12 protein-coding genes are annotated in these 14888 nt (G+C 35.2%); 4 read left to right on the top strand and 8 right to left on the bottom strand.

The window, feature by feature from the left end; genetic code table 11:
* The first annotated feature begins 44 nt into the window (after positions 1-44).
* Positions 45-1250: a pyridoxal phosphate-dependent aminotransferase gene (locus IP023_RS00135; RefSeq protein ID WP_241788216.1), complete on the top strand. Its 1206-nt coding sequence runs from the start codon at positions 45-47 to the stop codon at positions 1248-1250.
* Positions 1251-1307: 57 nt separating this feature from the next.
* Here IP023_RS00135 and IP023_RS00140 read toward each other — a convergent pair whose 3' ends face one another.
* From IP023_RS00140 to IP023_RS00155, 4 genes are read right to left on the bottom strand one after another with little or no spacing between them, the layout of a single operon-like run.
* Complete coding sequence (locus IP023_RS00140; RefSeq protein WP_241788217.1) at positions 1308-2579, bottom strand: glucose-1-phosphate adenylyltransferase; 1272 nt, start codon at positions 2577-2579, stop codon at positions 1308-1310.
* Positions 2580-2581: 2 nt separating this feature from the next.
* Positions 2582-4000: a glycogen synthase gene (locus tag IP023_RS00145; protein ID WP_241788218.1), complete on the bottom strand. Its 1419-nt coding sequence runs from the start codon at positions 3998-4000 to the stop codon at positions 2582-2584.
* 16 nt (positions 4001-4016) lie between these two features.
* Positions 4017-5927, bottom strand: a complete 1911-nt coding sequence (glgB, locus tag IP023_RS00150; protein ID WP_241788219.1) for a 1,4-alpha-glucan branching protein GlgB — start codon at positions 5925-5927, stop codon at positions 4017-4019.
* A gap of 7 nt (positions 5928-5934) precedes the next feature.
* On the bottom strand, positions 5935-8412 hold the full coding sequence (locus IP023_RS00155) for a glycoside hydrolase family 31 protein (protein WP_241788220.1): 2478 nt from the start codon (positions 8410-8412) through the stop codon (positions 5935-5937).
* Positions 8413-8685: 273 nt separating this feature from the next.
* Here IP023_RS00155 and queA point away from each other — a divergent pair, with 273 nt between their 5' ends.
* Entirely contained in the window at positions 8686-9735 is a 1050-nt protein-coding gene (gene queA, locus IP023_RS00160) for a tRNA preQ1(34) S-adenosylmethionine ribosyltransferase-isomerase QueA (RefSeq protein WP_241788221.1), read from the top strand.
* A gap of 82 nt (positions 9736-9817) precedes the next feature.
* A complete protein-coding gene (locus IP023_RS00165) occupies positions 9818-10504 on the top strand; it encodes an IspD/TarI family cytidylyltransferase (RefSeq protein ID WP_241788222.1) in 687 nt (228 codons plus the stop codon).
* Here the strand turns inward: IP023_RS00165 and IP023_RS00170 are convergent.
* Positions 10501-10653 (bottom strand): lmo0937 family membrane protein, encoded by a 153-nt coding sequence (locus tag IP023_RS00170; protein ID WP_241788737.1) that lies wholly within the window; start codon positions 10651-10653, stop codon positions 10501-10503. The two genes, IP023_RS00165 and IP023_RS00170, sit on opposite strands and share 4 nt — an antisense overlap.
* A 631-nt stretch (positions 10654-11284) precedes the next feature.
* On the opposite strand from IP023_RS00170, the gene IP023_RS00175 reads away from it, so the two are divergent.
* The gene (locus tag IP023_RS00175) at positions 11285-12700 is read left to right on the top strand and encodes a glycoside hydrolase family 76 protein (RefSeq protein ID WP_241788223.1); all 1416 of its coding nucleotides are present in this window, start codon (positions 11285-11287) and stop codon (positions 12698-12700) included.
* Between the two features lie 98 nt (positions 12701-12798).
* On the opposite strand, the gene IP023_RS00180 is transcribed toward IP023_RS00175, so the two are convergent.
* From IP023_RS00180 to IP023_RS00190, 3 genes are read right to left on the bottom strand one after another with little or no spacing between them, the layout of a single operon-like run.
* Positions 12799-13575 carry an MBL fold metallo-hydrolase gene (locus IP023_RS00180; protein WP_241788224.1) on the bottom strand — a complete coding sequence of 259 codons (777 nt, stop codon included), beginning with the start codon at positions 13573-13575 and terminating at the stop codon, positions 12799-12801.
* A 5-nt stretch (positions 13576-13580) separates the two neighbouring features.
* Positions 13581-13847: a hypothetical protein gene (locus IP023_RS00185; RefSeq protein WP_241788225.1), complete on the bottom strand. Its 267-nt coding sequence runs from the start codon at positions 13845-13847 to the stop codon at positions 13581-13583.
* A 27-nt stretch (positions 13848-13874) separates the two neighbouring features.
* A complete protein-coding gene (locus IP023_RS00190) occupies positions 13875-14882 on the bottom strand; it encodes a glycosyltransferase (RefSeq protein ID WP_241788226.1) in 1008 nt (335 codons plus the stop codon).
* Positions 14883-14888 lie beyond the last annotated feature (6 nt).

Genomic DNA, 14888 nt, shown 5'->3' on the forward strand with positions numbered 1-14888 from the left:
AATTAGCTGAAAAATTGAAGATTATATAATATATTTGTATCACCATGAGCACAACATCATATTTATCAGATAGAATCAACAGCCTTTCAGAATCGGCTACATTAAAAATGACCAAATTGGGTCGTGAATTAGCTGCCAAAGGCATTAATGTTATTAGTTTGAGTGTAGGTGAACCAGATTTCAATACACCAGACAATGTTAAAGAAGCTGCTAAAAAAGCTTTAGATGAAAATTACACTAGATATTCTCCAGTACCTGGCTACCCTGATTTACGTCAAGCGATTGTTAATAAACTAAAGACAGAAAACAATTTAGATTACGATATTTCGCAAATCGTTGTATCAACAGGTGCAAAGCAATCTCTTTCGAATGTAATACTAACGTTGATTAATCCAGGAGAAGAGGTAATCATCCCTACTCCATACTGGGTTTCTTATTCAGAAATGGTTACTTTGGCGGAAGGTAAATCCGTATTTATAAATACCGATATTGAAAGTGATTTCAAAATTACGCCAGCGCAATTAGAGGCCGCAATCACGCCAAACACTAAATTATTCATGTTCTCTTCGCCTTGTAATCCTACAGGTTCGGTATACAGCAAAGAAGAGTTAGCTGCATTAGTTGAGGTATTTGAAAAATACCCTAATATCTTTATCTTATCAGATGAGATATACGAGCACATCAACTTTGTAGACAATCATGAATCTATCGCGCAATTTGACAGCATTAAAGACCGCGTAATCATCGTAAATGGTTTCTCAAAAGCATATGCAATGACAGGATGGCGTTTGGGCTATATTGCTGCAAACAAAGAAATTGCTGCTGCAAATGATAAATTACAAGGACAAACTACATCGGGTACATGTTCTATAGCACAACGTGCAGGTATTACAGCATATAATGATGGGTTAGCGAGCGTAATGAAGATGAAAGAAGCTTTCCTTCGTCGTCGTCAATTGGTTTATAATTTATTAAATGAAATCCCTGGCATAAAAACAAATTTACCGGAGGGTGCTTTTTACTTCTTCCCAGAAGTAAGTGCATTCTTTGGCAAGCAAGATCCTGATGGAAATGTAATTAAAGGATCAGCAGATTTGGCTTTATATTTATTAAATCATGGCCATATTGCTACTGTAGGAGGAGATTCTTTTGGTAATGATAATTATATCCGCTTATCATACGCTGCTGCTGACGAAGTGCTTGTAGAAGCATTACGTAGAATGAAAGAAGCTTTAGGAAACTTAAAATAACCGTAGTATTGCTATATTAAAAAGGGACTTTTTCAGGAAAGTCCCTTTTTTTATGTACTAAAACCCAATGGTAGTTCCATTTGGAATAATCGCATTTTTCTTAATTACAACAATCCCGTCACAAACGGTATAGTTATCGAAATCACCATCTTTAAGGTGCTTCCCTCCTGTAATACGCACATTATTTCCAATACGGCAATTTTTATCTAAAATAGCCATTTCAATATAACATCTTTCCCCTACTCCAATTGGTGGTGGCGTCTGTGTATTTCCTAATTCTACTACATCGCTCAGATCCTCATAATAATCTGCCCCCATCATGTAAGTCATCTTCATCACCGTACCTTTTCCTATGCGAGAACGAATACCTATTACCGATCTTTCGATCTTATCCCCCATTAATATACAACCATCTGCTACCACTGTATTATTGAGTGTTGTACCAGACACTTTGGACGGCGGCAACATACGTGCACGTGTATAGATTGCTTCACCAAATAGGTTAAAAGAAGGAAGGTCATCCGTCAAGTCAATATTAGCTTCAAAGAAAGAAGAAATCGTACCAATATCAGTCCAATAACTATCAAATTGGTAGCTTAAAACTTTATTATGCCCAATAGCTTCAGGTATAATCTCCTTGCCAAAATCCATCCCGGTATTTTCTTCTAACAAACGGCGCATCACCCCTTTAGAAAAAACATAAATCCCCATAGAAGCAAGATACTTACGTCCTTTGGCAGCCAAATCTTCAGAAACTTCGGAGGTCCAATCCTTCAATAAATCACGATTGGGTTTCTCTATAAAAGAGGTAATTTCATTGTTTTCATTGGATTTCAAAATACCAAAACCAGTGGCTTCTTTTGCGGTAACAGGAATCGTAGCAATCGTAATTTCACCGCCATTTTGAACATGAAAATCCACTAATTTAGAATAATCCATTTGATATAATTGATCTCCAGAAAGGATCAATACATAATCATAATCTACATTATATAGGTTTTTATGTGTTCGACGTACCGCATCTGCTGTACCTTGAAACCAACGATCTCCATCATTCGTTTGCTCAGCAGCGAGAATATCGACAAAACCACTACTAAACACACTAAAATTAAAGGAATTTTTGATGTGTTTATTGAGAGAAGCGGAGTTAAATTGTGTTAACACAAAGATCTTATTATAGCCCGAATTTAGGCAATTAGATATCGGAATATCTACTAAACGATATTTGCCAGCGATAGGAACGGCTGGTTTTGAGCGTTGGTCTGTCAGAGGATATAGGCGCGTACCGCGACCTCCCCCTAATACAATAGAAACTACTTTATGCCCCATAATTATTTAAGTAACTGATTATATAATGCTACATATTTTTTAGCGGATTTATCCCACGAAAAATCCAATTTCATAGCCTTTCCACGGATACTTTCCAAGGATTTAGGAATATTAAAAACAGAAATTGCACGATTTATAGTCAAGGATATATTTTTTATATCTAATTCTTCAAATACAAAACCATAACCATTATCATGATCAATATCGATTACAGTATCTTTAAGTCCCCCGATATTACGTACAATCGGAATAGTACCATACTGAAGAGCATACAATTGATTGAGTCCACAGGGCTCCACACGCGAAGGCATAATCAACATATCCGAAGCAGCATATACTTCATGTGCTAGACTTTCGTTATAACCAAAGAAAACACTGACTTGATTAGGATATAATTGTATGATATTAGCGATCTCACCTTGAATAATATCATCGCCTGAACCCAAAATAAATATAGCGATTTTATTTTCATTTAAAGAATACATTTCTCGTATCAATTCAGGCAATAAATCGGCTCCTTTTTCAAATGCAAATCTGCCTATATAACTCAAAAGAGGGATATCAAAAGGTAAACCTACTTTCTCACAAAATATTTTCTTATTCTGTTCTTTACCTTTTTTCACAGTAGTACTTGTGTAGTTTAGCGGTAATAATTGATCGATAGCAGGGTCCCAAAATTCAACATCAATACCATTTACGATACCTATTGCTTTTGCACGTTCATGCTTAAATAAATCTTGTAAACCATTGGCTTCAACAAATAGCTCTTCCAAATATCCTTCTGAAACTGTCGTATAACGATCACAACATTTTAATGCTGTTGCCATCGGATTGATGACACCATCCCAATCTAACAGCCCCCCGTGGTAACCATCAAAAGATGGTAGCAAATGCGCCTTATCCCAGCTAAGCCATCCTTGATATTGCCCATTATGAACCGTGAACACCGTTTTTATTCCCGCTAAGGATTGAAAAGAATAGGCATATTTAATCAAAAAAGGAACTAGGCCTACATGATGATCATGACAATTGATAAGATCTGGCTTATTATCAGTATTTACTATCCAATCCAAAAAAGCATGCTGAAAAGCAATCCATTGCTCCGCCTCATCGGGATAACAATACACCTCTGGACGATCCAACTTACCTTCGATATAAATAAGATAGACTGGAAAACCCAGTGTATCATATTGCTCCTTCCACACGGTATATGCCAATATCTCGTCCCCTTGAGAAAAAGAGCCTTCATATATGTTCAACAAAGCATTTTCGGTAACAAATGGTCTATTATAATAAGGCATCACAACAGAAGCATCAATACCTAATTTTCGTTGGTATTTTGGTAAGGCACCTACCACATCTGCCAATCCTCCAACTTTAGCTATAGGAAAACATTCTACACTCAAATGAATTACCTTCATATACAATAATTATATTTTATTTCGTTAGTTTTAAAATTACTCCAGCTAATGGAGGTAAATCAATTTCTATAGAATTCTCCTGATTCATCCAAGGAATTTCTTGCGTTTTTATATTCGAGAAAACAACACCCGACCCGTAAAATGATATATCATCAGAATTAAAAACTACCTCCCAATTGCCGGAGTAAGGCATCCCTAATCTATAATTATAACGAATTAAAGGTGTCATATTTAGCACGATAACAAGATCATTAGCTGCATCATGCCCTCTACGGATATAAGCTACCACGCCATTATCACTATCTCCAGCTTCTAACCATTCAAAACCGTGTACAGAGAATGCTTTCTCGTATAATGCGGGTTCACTTCTATAGATTTGATTCAGCTTCTTGACATAATGATGCAATTTCTTATGCGGTGCTTCATATAGTAAATGCCAATCTAGTGAACGATTTTCATTCCATTCGGAATTTTGTCCAAATTCAGCCCCCATAAACAAAAGCTTAGCGCCAGAAAATGTAAACATGTATAAATACAGGGTACGCAGATTAGCAAACTTTTGCCATTCGTCGCCTGGCATTTTATTTATTAATGATTGTTTGCCATGCACAACTTCATCGTGCGATAGTGGCAGCATAAAATGTTCACTAAAAGCATATACAGTTGAAAATGTCATTTTATCGTGATGATATTTTCGATTTATAGGATCTTCTTTAAAATAATTAAGGGTATCATGCATCCATCCCATCATCCATTTCATGTCAAAACCTAAGCCACCTTCTTGGATTGGTTTACTGACTTGTGGCCATGATGTTGATTCTTCGGCTATCGTCAATACATCTGGAAAATTAGCGTTCACTGCTTCATTAAACTCCTTAATAAAATGAACAGCTTCTAAATTTTCACGACCACCAAACTCATTAGCTATCCATTCACCATCCTGGCGCGAATAATCTAAATATAGCATAGAAGCAACTGCATCTACCCGTAAACCGTCAATATGGTACCTATCTAACCAAAATAAAGCATTACTTATCAAAAATGAACGTACTTCATTTCTACCATAATTGAAGATGTAAGATTTCCAATCGGGATGAAATCCTTTTCGAGGGTCTTCATGTTCAAATAAAGCCGTACCGTCAAATCGATATAATCCATTGGCATCACCCGGAAAATGAGAAGGAACCCAATCTAATATAACAGCGATATTATTTTTATGCAATGATTCGATCAGAAACATCAAGTCTTGCGGTGACCCATAACGTGAACTTGCGGCAAAATACCCCGTAATCTGGTAGCCCCAAGAAGGATAATAGGGATGCTCCATGAGGGGCATAAACTCTACATGCGTAAAACCCATATCTTTTACATAACCAATCAAACTATCGGCTATCTCTCGATAAGACAATTGTCTATCAGGTGTATTAGGATCCCTAATCCAAGAACCTAAATGCAATTCGTAAACAGATATAGGTCGATCTAATCGATTTGATTCTTTGCGTTGACGCATCCACTTTTCATCGTTCCATTGGTACCAATTGGTACTCACGACAGAAGCTGTACCGGGTGCTAATTCCATCGCTAAAGAAAATGGATCTGCTTTCTCTAATCGTTCATTGCTTTTGGTTAGAATACTATATTTATAAACTTCACCTAAGCCAATTCCAAAGATTACACCTTCCCAAATACCACTCTCATCCCAACGAACGAATAGCTGATGACTATTGGGGTTCCATCCATTAAAATTCCCTATTACAGACACCCCTTGTGCATTGGGTGCCCATATCGCAAAATAAACACCCTGTTTTCCATCTATATAAACAGTTTGGGCACCTAACTTTTCATAAAGCTTAAAATGCTTTCCTGCACAAAATAAATTAATATCAAATTCAGTAAGTAAGGAGAATACTTCAACAGGATTGTTCATATTAGGATTATTCTAAGGTTAGTTTTTTGAAATCATTATCGACAACTACGTATTTCTCTCCGTTATCATCAATTTCAATAGAGAGCTGAACCCCATCTACCAAAACTGTAGACCATTCGAAAGGAATACCTACAAAATAGATCTTATAATCATCATATCGCTCGCGATACAATCCTTCTCTATGCTGAAGTACGCTCAAAGAATTCTCATTAGCATGTTGAATAAAATGCTTTTCTAAGTATATATTTTGCTCATAGGCAAAAGTTTCCCCATGATCTGTATAGCCATAACTATGCTCTTCTGCTGCTGCATAATAAACGACTATTTTTAGTTTATCGATTTTCTTTTCTCCCGTATATTGCATAATAGGAAACTCTGGCAAAATCGTACCGCCCTTTATAAAAATTGGCATTTCATGCAATGGAGTTGCTATATTTATCTCTTGTCCACCGACAAACTTTTGATTATTAAAATAATAATACCAATCGCCTTCAGGAAGATACACTACCTTAGATTGCTGACCAGGGTGTATAACTGGAGAAACCAATATTTTATCACCAAAAGCAAACTCCTCCTCTCGCAATAGATTTGTATAATGTTTCTGTTCTAATACAGAAATGGGTCTTAAAATAGGTAAACCATACTTATGCTGTTGCCAAAAAACAGAATAGATATAAGGTAACAATTTATACCTGAGCTCAATAAATTTCTTACATATTGCTTCCCATTCTGGTCCAAAGCTCCAAGGCTCTCTATCCACAGTATCTCCCGCAGAATGCACCCGCATAAACGGTGAAAATACCCCAAACTGCATCCATCGTGTATAGAGTTCACCATCAGGATTCCCCGTAAAACCGCCAATATCTGTACCACAAAAAGATAGCCCTGATACCGACAAGCGCTGCAACTGCAAAGTACCGATACGCAAATGTTCCCATGTCGCTATATTATCACCTGTCCACACCGAAGAATAACGTTGCGTCCCCGCGTAAGCAGCACGAGTAATTGTAAAAGGCCGTTTATTCTTATACAGTTCCTTTAACCCTTCGTAGGTGGCCCTTACCATCTGCATACCATATATATTGTGTGCTTTACGATGCGAGCCACGATGTCCATCATACTGATGTCTTACATCATTTGGAAAGCTCCCTCTACCAAAAACAGCAGGTTCATTCATATCATTCCAAAATCCGGCTACGCCATCCTCGACCAATCCTTTGTATAAACCTCCCCACCATTTCCTCACCTCAGGATTAGTATAATCTGGAAATTGACACCTCCCTGGCCACACAAAGCCTTCCATAAAATAATCATCACCGCGTCTACAGAAATAATTATTGTCGTGTCCTTCTTGGAAAACCCAATAATTCTCATCGACTTTGATTCCTGGATCGATCATGACTACAGTCTTGAAGCCATTGGCGGATAAGTCAGCAATCATTTGCTTGGGATCAGGAAAATATTTCTTATTCCACGTAAAACATCGATATCCATCCATGTAATCAATATCTAGATATAGCGCATCGCAGGGTATTTCGCGTTTTCTAAACTCGTTAGCTACTTCTTTAACTTTGTTTTCTGGGTAATAACTCCATCGGCATTGATGATAGCCTATAGCCCACATAGGTGGGAGATAATGGGTACCTGTCAATTGATGATAGCGTCTGGTTACATCTAGCAATTGTGGCCCATGTATATAGTAATATTGTAGCTCTCCCCCCTCAGACCAAAAACTCGTTTGATCATCATGCTCAGCCGCAAAATCAAAATACGTACGGAAAGTATTGTCAAAGAAAATACCATAAGCATCGCCATCATTGACGCCAAGATAAAAAGGTATGGTCTTATAAAGAGGATCCTGATCAAAGGCATAGGAATACGTATCGGAGTTCCAATTTGTAATGCGTCTACCTCGAAGATTCAAGTTGGACGCTTTATCGCCACAACCAAAAAACACTTCTTTTTCATACGCTTTTTTGGTACAATACACATAATAACCACCAAAATCAAGATTCTCTTCCCAATGCATTGGTGCGTGATCAGCATTTAGTGTTTTCCCTTCTACATCTTGAAAAGAAACTAAAAAATTAGCCTTCTCAATGGCGCATATCACCTTTGGTGTTTTTACATAATAAAAATTATCATCTTCGGAGCAAGAAAATCCATGCGATGGATGTTCCTGTGGAACAACAGCGTAAGAAAAATCATCCAAAAATATCCCTTGGGGAGCCAATCTCACACGAATAATTTCATCAGAAACAACATTTATCTCTACTTTGGCTTTGCCATCAGAAAAGATAAATTTAGAACCATCCTTATAATAGCTATTGGCTGCATGCAGATATTTTTTCTCAATTACAGGTAGGTCAAGGACAGGATTATTAACGTGTTGAATATCATTTTCTAAAGATTGATCTGCAATTATATCAGTAGCAAATTCTTCTTTTTTCGTTTCTTGTTTGGACTCTTTATTAGATTCTCCCATAACTAATTTATCAAAATAGCAGACGCTGGTTAAGTTTATAATTTAAGTACCCTTAAAATACGATTAAAAAAAATGATTCCCACCAATATTCCTTAAATTAAATACTATTTATTTTGAAGCATATATTTATTATGAAGCTATCTTATTCATTATATTGTAAAATACAGTAATCATACCCCCATAAAAGGGGTTTTATGAATAATTTTATTTACTTTTGTATGCTTTATACTGCACTTTCACTAGTTAGTGTAAAATCATAAATATTGATTACAAATGAAATTATCACAATTTAAATTCAATTTACCAGAATCTCTATTAGCGTCGGAACCTTCTGAACAACGCGACGAATCTCGTTTAATGGTATTACATAAGGATACAGGTAAAATTGAACATAAAATTTTCAAAGACGTTTTAGATTATTTTGATGACAAAGATGTCATGATCTTAAACGATACCAAAGTATTCCCTGCACGTATGTATGGTAATAAGGAAAAAACTGGTGCTACCATCGAGGTTTTCTTATTACGTGAGTTAAACAAAGAATTGCGTCTTTGGGATGTATTAGTAGATCCAGCACGTAAAATCCGTGTAGGTAATAAATTATATTTTGGTGATGATGATTTATTAGTTGCTGAGGTTGTAGACAATACCACATCCAGAGGACGTACAATACGTTTCTTATTTGAAGGTACAGACGAGGAGTTCCGTCGCAACATCGAAATTCTAGGAGAAACACCACTTCCTAAATATATTACGCGTAAAGCTACTCCAGAAGACAAGTTCCGTTACCAAACGATATACGCTAAAAATGAAGGCGCTGTTGCAGCACCTACAGCAGGACTTCACTTCTCTAGAGAATTGATGAAGCGTTTAGAGTTAAAAGGTATTGATTTTGCTGAAGTAACATTACACGTAGGTCTTGGTACTTTCCGTACTGTTGAAGTAGAGGATTTGACAAAGCACAAAATGGATTCAGAGCAATTTATCATTACTGATGAAGCTGCAAAAATTGTAAATAAAGGTATTGATAACAAACGTCGTATTTGTGCAGTAGGTACTACTTCAATGCGTGCAATTGAATCATCTGTTTCTGCAGATAGACATTTGAAAGCCGCTACAGATTGGACAAGTAAATTTATCTATCCCCCATATGATTTCAGTATTGCGAATTCAATGATTACGAATTTCCATACCCCAGAATCAACATTACTAGTGATGATCGCTGCATTTGCAGGATATGAAAATGTAATGAATGCCTACGAAGTAGCTGTTAAAGAAAAATACCGTTTCTATAGCTATGGAGATGCTATGTTGATTATATAAGAATATTAAAATATATTTCAATATTTTTGAAGCGTAAATGGTTCTACCATTTACGCTTTTTTAGTACAGTACAAATAATCATATGTCACAAAAAATAGTAATTATAGCAGCAGGAGGAACAGGATCTAGATTAAATGCAAATCTACCCAAACAATACATGTTGCTTAATGAAAGACCCGTATTGATGCATACCATTGAAGCATTTGTCGGAATAACCGACAAGATTGTGGTAGCCTTACATCCCAACATGGTAGATTATTGGCTCGAGTTATGTGCTTGCTATAATTTCGAAATACCACATGAATTGGTAAAAGGTGGAGAGACCCGCTTTCAGAGTGTGAAAAATAGTATTTTGTATTTACACAATCTCCTTACGGAAAATATATTTGGGCAAGCCCTCATTGCTATACATGATGCTGCACGTCCCTTGGTGGATCGAGAATTGATAAAGCAATCCTTCAATCAAGCACAAAAAGGTATCAATGTGACATTGGCAGTAAAAAGTACGAATTCCATACGCATTGGAGACATCAATACCTCAGTATCGATAAATCGAGATACCGTTTGGCAAATCCAAACACCACAAACATTTCCAGCAGATATATTAAAAAAAGCCTATCAGCAAGAAGAAAGTCCCTTATTTACAGATGATTGTTCTGTTGTAGAAAAATTAGGCTATTCTATTCACTTGTTAGAAAGTAGTAATAAAAATATTAAACTAACTTTTCCTGAAGATTTTAAAATAGCCCAAATTTATTTAAATAATTAAGCATTACCTCTTATTATGCGTAGCAATACTACAATAATAGCAATTACCAAAAGTATATGAATAATTCCACCACTTACAAAACCGCCGAAAAAACCAATAACCCACATGATAACCAATATAACTGCGATTAAATACAAAAAATTTCCCATAGTAGTAAATGTATTAATAGTTAAACCATAATCTATATATAGAACACCTGATGTCATAAAATAGTTTTAATATTATTTCAATTTCACAGCTAGTTAGTCACCTCAACAAAGAATAATTCGAATTATTCATACCTCCCTAATCCATTCCAGTTAGTGATACAATAAGCTAAGGACGTTTATTTTTTTTACAAAAGCAACCATTATATTCCAAACCACATGGTTTGAACAATATGAGATTCTCACTACTTTAATGGTATTTGTGACGATCAGTTAATTATTCTCCGTCCGATTAGTGACAAATAGATTTTTGTATTAAACAATAAAAATAATTACACAAACACATTACTAAATCGTTTTATCTTATTATATTTAATATAAATATTAACCTATTTACGAAAATCAATTATAAAAGAATTCTCCCAGCTTATATAAAAACACTTATTAATCTGGCAGGTCAACAATTATCAACTCTTCCTTCTATACAAGAAAGAATAAGTAAGATAAATAGAGATTAGAGAAATTTAAATTCACAGAAATACGCTAACCAATAATTAGCATAAATCAAAAAATAACCATTATGAACTTAAAAAACAAAAATTTCCTATTGATTTTGTTAACCATATTTATAAGTATGGGTTGCAATATACAGCAAAGTAATAAGGCTAAAAAAAATAGACATACGAATATAAGTCAGCAAAAAGAAACCCTTATAACAAATAATATAATTCGATCGATGGCTATTACTGATGCTACATTTAAGCATTACTTTAAGGGCGATAATCAGGTAATGGCTCGATTCTATAACCCAATAGAAGACAAAAGCTCTAGTGAGATTGGTAGTGTATGGATGTATTCAGCTTCTATAGAAGCTATAAATACTATCCTTCAAGCACTAAAGACACAAAAGCTAATGGGTAAAGATTCATTACATAACATCCATTATAATAGATACGAAAACCTATTGACCAGATTATATGATAATCTAGAATACTACAGTGGCACATTCGAACATACATCTTTTACACAGACTAAGGATTGGACAGTATATGGTGTCAATCGAGGCGCAAAGAAAGGACAAGCAAAAGTAGCGGGAATTGAAAATGTGTATGATGATCAACAATGGTTAATACGTGAATTATTACATTCGTATAAAATCACAGATAACAAACATTACCTTAAAAAGGCTGAATACCTTACAGAATATGTAATTGACGGTTGGGATAGTACATTAGATGCATTCGGTAAACCAAATGGAGGGATACCTTGGGGACCTGGTTACACGACTAAACATTCGTGCAGTAATGGCCCTTTCATTAGTCCATTAATATGGCTATACGAACTGTACAAAGACAAAAATGATGAGCTAACCTATCTATATATTTCTCCTACTGGCGAAAGAATAGAAAAAAAAGTAAAAAAATCATCTTATTATTTACAGTTTGCAAAGGATATTTATCATTGGCAGAAAAGCAAATTAATCCGTTCAGACGGTATATATGATGATTTTTTGGGCGGATGTGATCCTGATTGTGCTGTTGCTTACGAAGTAGTTAATGGCACTACCTATAGAGCGAATACAAAGCTAAAAGACGTAGTAGGGCCAGCATATTCGTACAATACTGGTACTATGCTTTCGGGTGCTGTAGATTTATTCCGAGCAACAAGCAACAAAGAATACCTTGAGGATGTAAAATCACTTGGAAAGATGAGTTTTAGATATTTTGCTAAAGAAAGTAATACTTTGCCGGGATATTATGAATATGCTACTTCTGGTTTCAATAATTGGTTTAATGGTGTATTGATGAGGGCATTTATTGACGCAAACACATACGATCCAAACACAGAACTTTATATCGAAACATTTCAAAAAAATCTAGATTATGGATACGAAAAGTTTGCCAAGAAAAATCTATTACCAACTAATTTACTTCATGGCTGGGATCCCAAAAACGCTGATGTAGAGGGCATGTTTCAATTAACCTTTGCTGCAGAATATGCTTTATTAGCTACTTATGAGATGGGAAAGATAATATCAACCAATAAATAAAGTAAGGAGATATCTTTATTAAAAACTAATCATATATGATAAAAAATATGGAAATTTTTTTATTAATTATCAATACTGCCCAAATCTAGCGCTTAAGATTAATAACTACTGTCAACAGTAATGGTAAGCTGATCGTAAGCTACAAAAACATTGGAAGGGAGTTTTGATTGAATATAATCATTTGTGCCAAACCTATGACTTATATGCGTAAGATAGGCTTCTTTTGGTCCAACATCATTGATAAATGCAAGTGCCTCATCAAGAGTAAAATGTGAAATATGAGGCATTTCTTGTAATGCGTTGACGACCAATACATCTACCCCTTCTAACAATTGACGTGATTCTAGCGTTACTGATTTAGCATCAGTAATATAGGCAAAATTACCTATTCGGAATCCTAAAACAGGCATTTTATAATGCATTACCTCAATAGGCATTATTTCATGACCGAATAAAAATAATGGTTGTCCGGCATGGATTTCTTCTAAATCTAACTGAGGTACACCAGGATATTTTAAAGGCGAAAATGCGTAGTAAAATTCACGCTTTAATGCTTCTAATGTTGGCTCATTAGTATAAATTGAGATAGATTCATTCTGCTTATAGTTAAATGCTCTTACATCATCAAGTCCTGCTATATGATCCTTGTGGGAGTGCGTCATCAATATCGCATCTAAATGTTGAATATTAGCTCTCAACATTTGATACCTAAAATCTGGACCTGTATCGACAATAATATGACGACCTTCCACTTCTATTAATATAGAAGACCGCAGGCGTTTGTCTTTATAATCCGTTGATTTGCAAACTATACAATCACAGGCTATAACAGGTACACCTTGAGAAGTTCCAGTTCCTAGAAATTGAATTTTCAAAATTATTATTCGTTAGATTTTGTTAATGTTTTATAAAAAGCCCATTGCTTTTCATCCAGATCTTCCTTGTTGACCTCAAAATCTTTCAAAATCAAGACTAAAGAGTTTATTTTTATTTCAAGATTAGAGAATTTATTTACGACGATTACTTTGGTATTTTGTATTACACAAGCACCCGTCCTAAAATTACCTTTCTCGTATCGAACCTTATACCCAATTTGATCTAAAAGATCTTCTATTTTATCTAAATTATACTGTGTAATCGAAATCACTATATTATTATATTACTATCAAATAGATTATTGTTTTGTATCTCTTTTTAACAAAGCAACATCTACATAATTACGAATGAAGCCCATTCCATAGGCTAATAATTGTGTATACGCTGTAGCTATAGATAACACAGCTACGTGGAGACTTTTTGTATTTAGGAGGCTATGGATAAACAAAAAGACAGTATACAGGAGTAAGAATGTATTACCCATAATCACCAAAGAATGCAATATAGCGATTTGATCTAATACGAGTATATTCATCAAATTCAGTATTAACAAGGTAAAAAAACCTACGGTGAATACTGCCGGCAGAGCGTGTACTAACTTTAGCTCTCCTGGATACATCTGTCCAATATCTATCCTCCCCTTTCCAAAGCTAAAAATTTGCTTGTAAAATAAGGCTAAACTTGTACGTCGTTTATGATATACAAATGCATCTGGTATCAAACCTACTTTATAACCATTATTAATCATACGGATACTAAATTCAATATCCTCTGATCTCCTAGACAATTTATACCCTTTCGTATCTTGAAATACCATAGCCGAAATACCCATGTTAAAACTTCGCGGGTGAAATTTTCCGACATGTTTTTTATTTCCTCTTATTCCTCCAGTGGTGAAAGGCGATGTCATCGAATAACTAATAGCCTTTTGCATCGGTGTAAAAGATTCATGCGCCGCATCGGGCCCCCCAAAAGCATCCCAAGCATTGACCTCAATGCTTAATTTTACGGCGGCTAAATAGCCTTTTGGAACGATAACATCAGAGTCAAAGACGATAAAGAAATCACCTTTAGCACGTTCAAAGCCATAATTTCGCGCAAAACCCTGCCCCGCATTAGGTTTGAAGTAGTAATAAATATCTAACTGATCTTTAAAAGAATCGACTATTACTTTTGCGTCTTTTGTAGATCCGTCTTCTACAATTATCACCTCAAAATCTGTATAGGTTTGTTTTGTCAATGACTTCAACAACTCACGGATTTCGTCAGGACGATTATATAAAGGTATAACGATAGAAAAAAACATTATTTA

The organism is Sphingobacterium rhinopitheci (assembly GCF_022627575.1).
Taxonomy (GTDB): domain Bacteria; phylum Bacteroidota; class Bacteroidia; order Sphingobacteriales; family Sphingobacteriaceae; genus Sphingobacterium; species Sphingobacterium rhinopitheci.

Coding starts and splice junctions, on each gene's coding strand:
- queA (WP_241788221.1), top strand. CDS start 8,686: ATGAAATTATCACAATTTAAATTCAATTTACCAGAATCTCTATTAGCG.
- IP023_RS00190 (WP_241788226.1), bottom strand. CDS start 14,882: ATGTTTTTTTCTATCGTTATACCTTTATATAATCGTCCTGACGAAATC.
- IP023_RS00135 (WP_241788216.1), top strand. CDS start 45: ATGAGCACAACATCATATTTATCAGATAGAATCAACAGCCTTTCAGAA.
- IP023_RS00175 (WP_241788223.1), top strand. CDS start 11,285: ATGGGTTGCAATATACAGCAAAGTAATAAGGCTAAAAAAAATAGACAT.
- IP023_RS00155 (WP_241788220.1), bottom strand. CDS start 8,412: ATGGGAGAATCTAATAAAGAGTCCAAACAAGAAACGAAAAAAGAAGAA.
- IP023_RS00170 (WP_241788737.1), bottom strand. CDS start 10,653: ATGGGAAATTTTTTGTATTTAATCGCAGTTATATTGGTTATCATGTGG.
- IP023_RS00140 (WP_241788217.1), bottom strand. CDS start 2,579: ATGGGGCATAAAGTAGTTTCTATTGTATTAGGGGGAGGTCGCGGTACG.
- glgB (WP_241788219.1), bottom strand. CDS start 5,927: ATGAACAATCCTGTTGAAGTATTCTCCTTACTTACTGAATTTGATATT.
- IP023_RS00165 (WP_241788222.1), top strand. CDS start 9,818: ATGTCACAAAAAATAGTAATTATAGCAGCAGGAGGAACAGGATCTAGA.
- IP023_RS00145 (WP_241788218.1), bottom strand. CDS start 4,000: ATGAAGGTAATTCATTTGAGTGTAGAATGTTTTCCTATAGCTAAAGTT.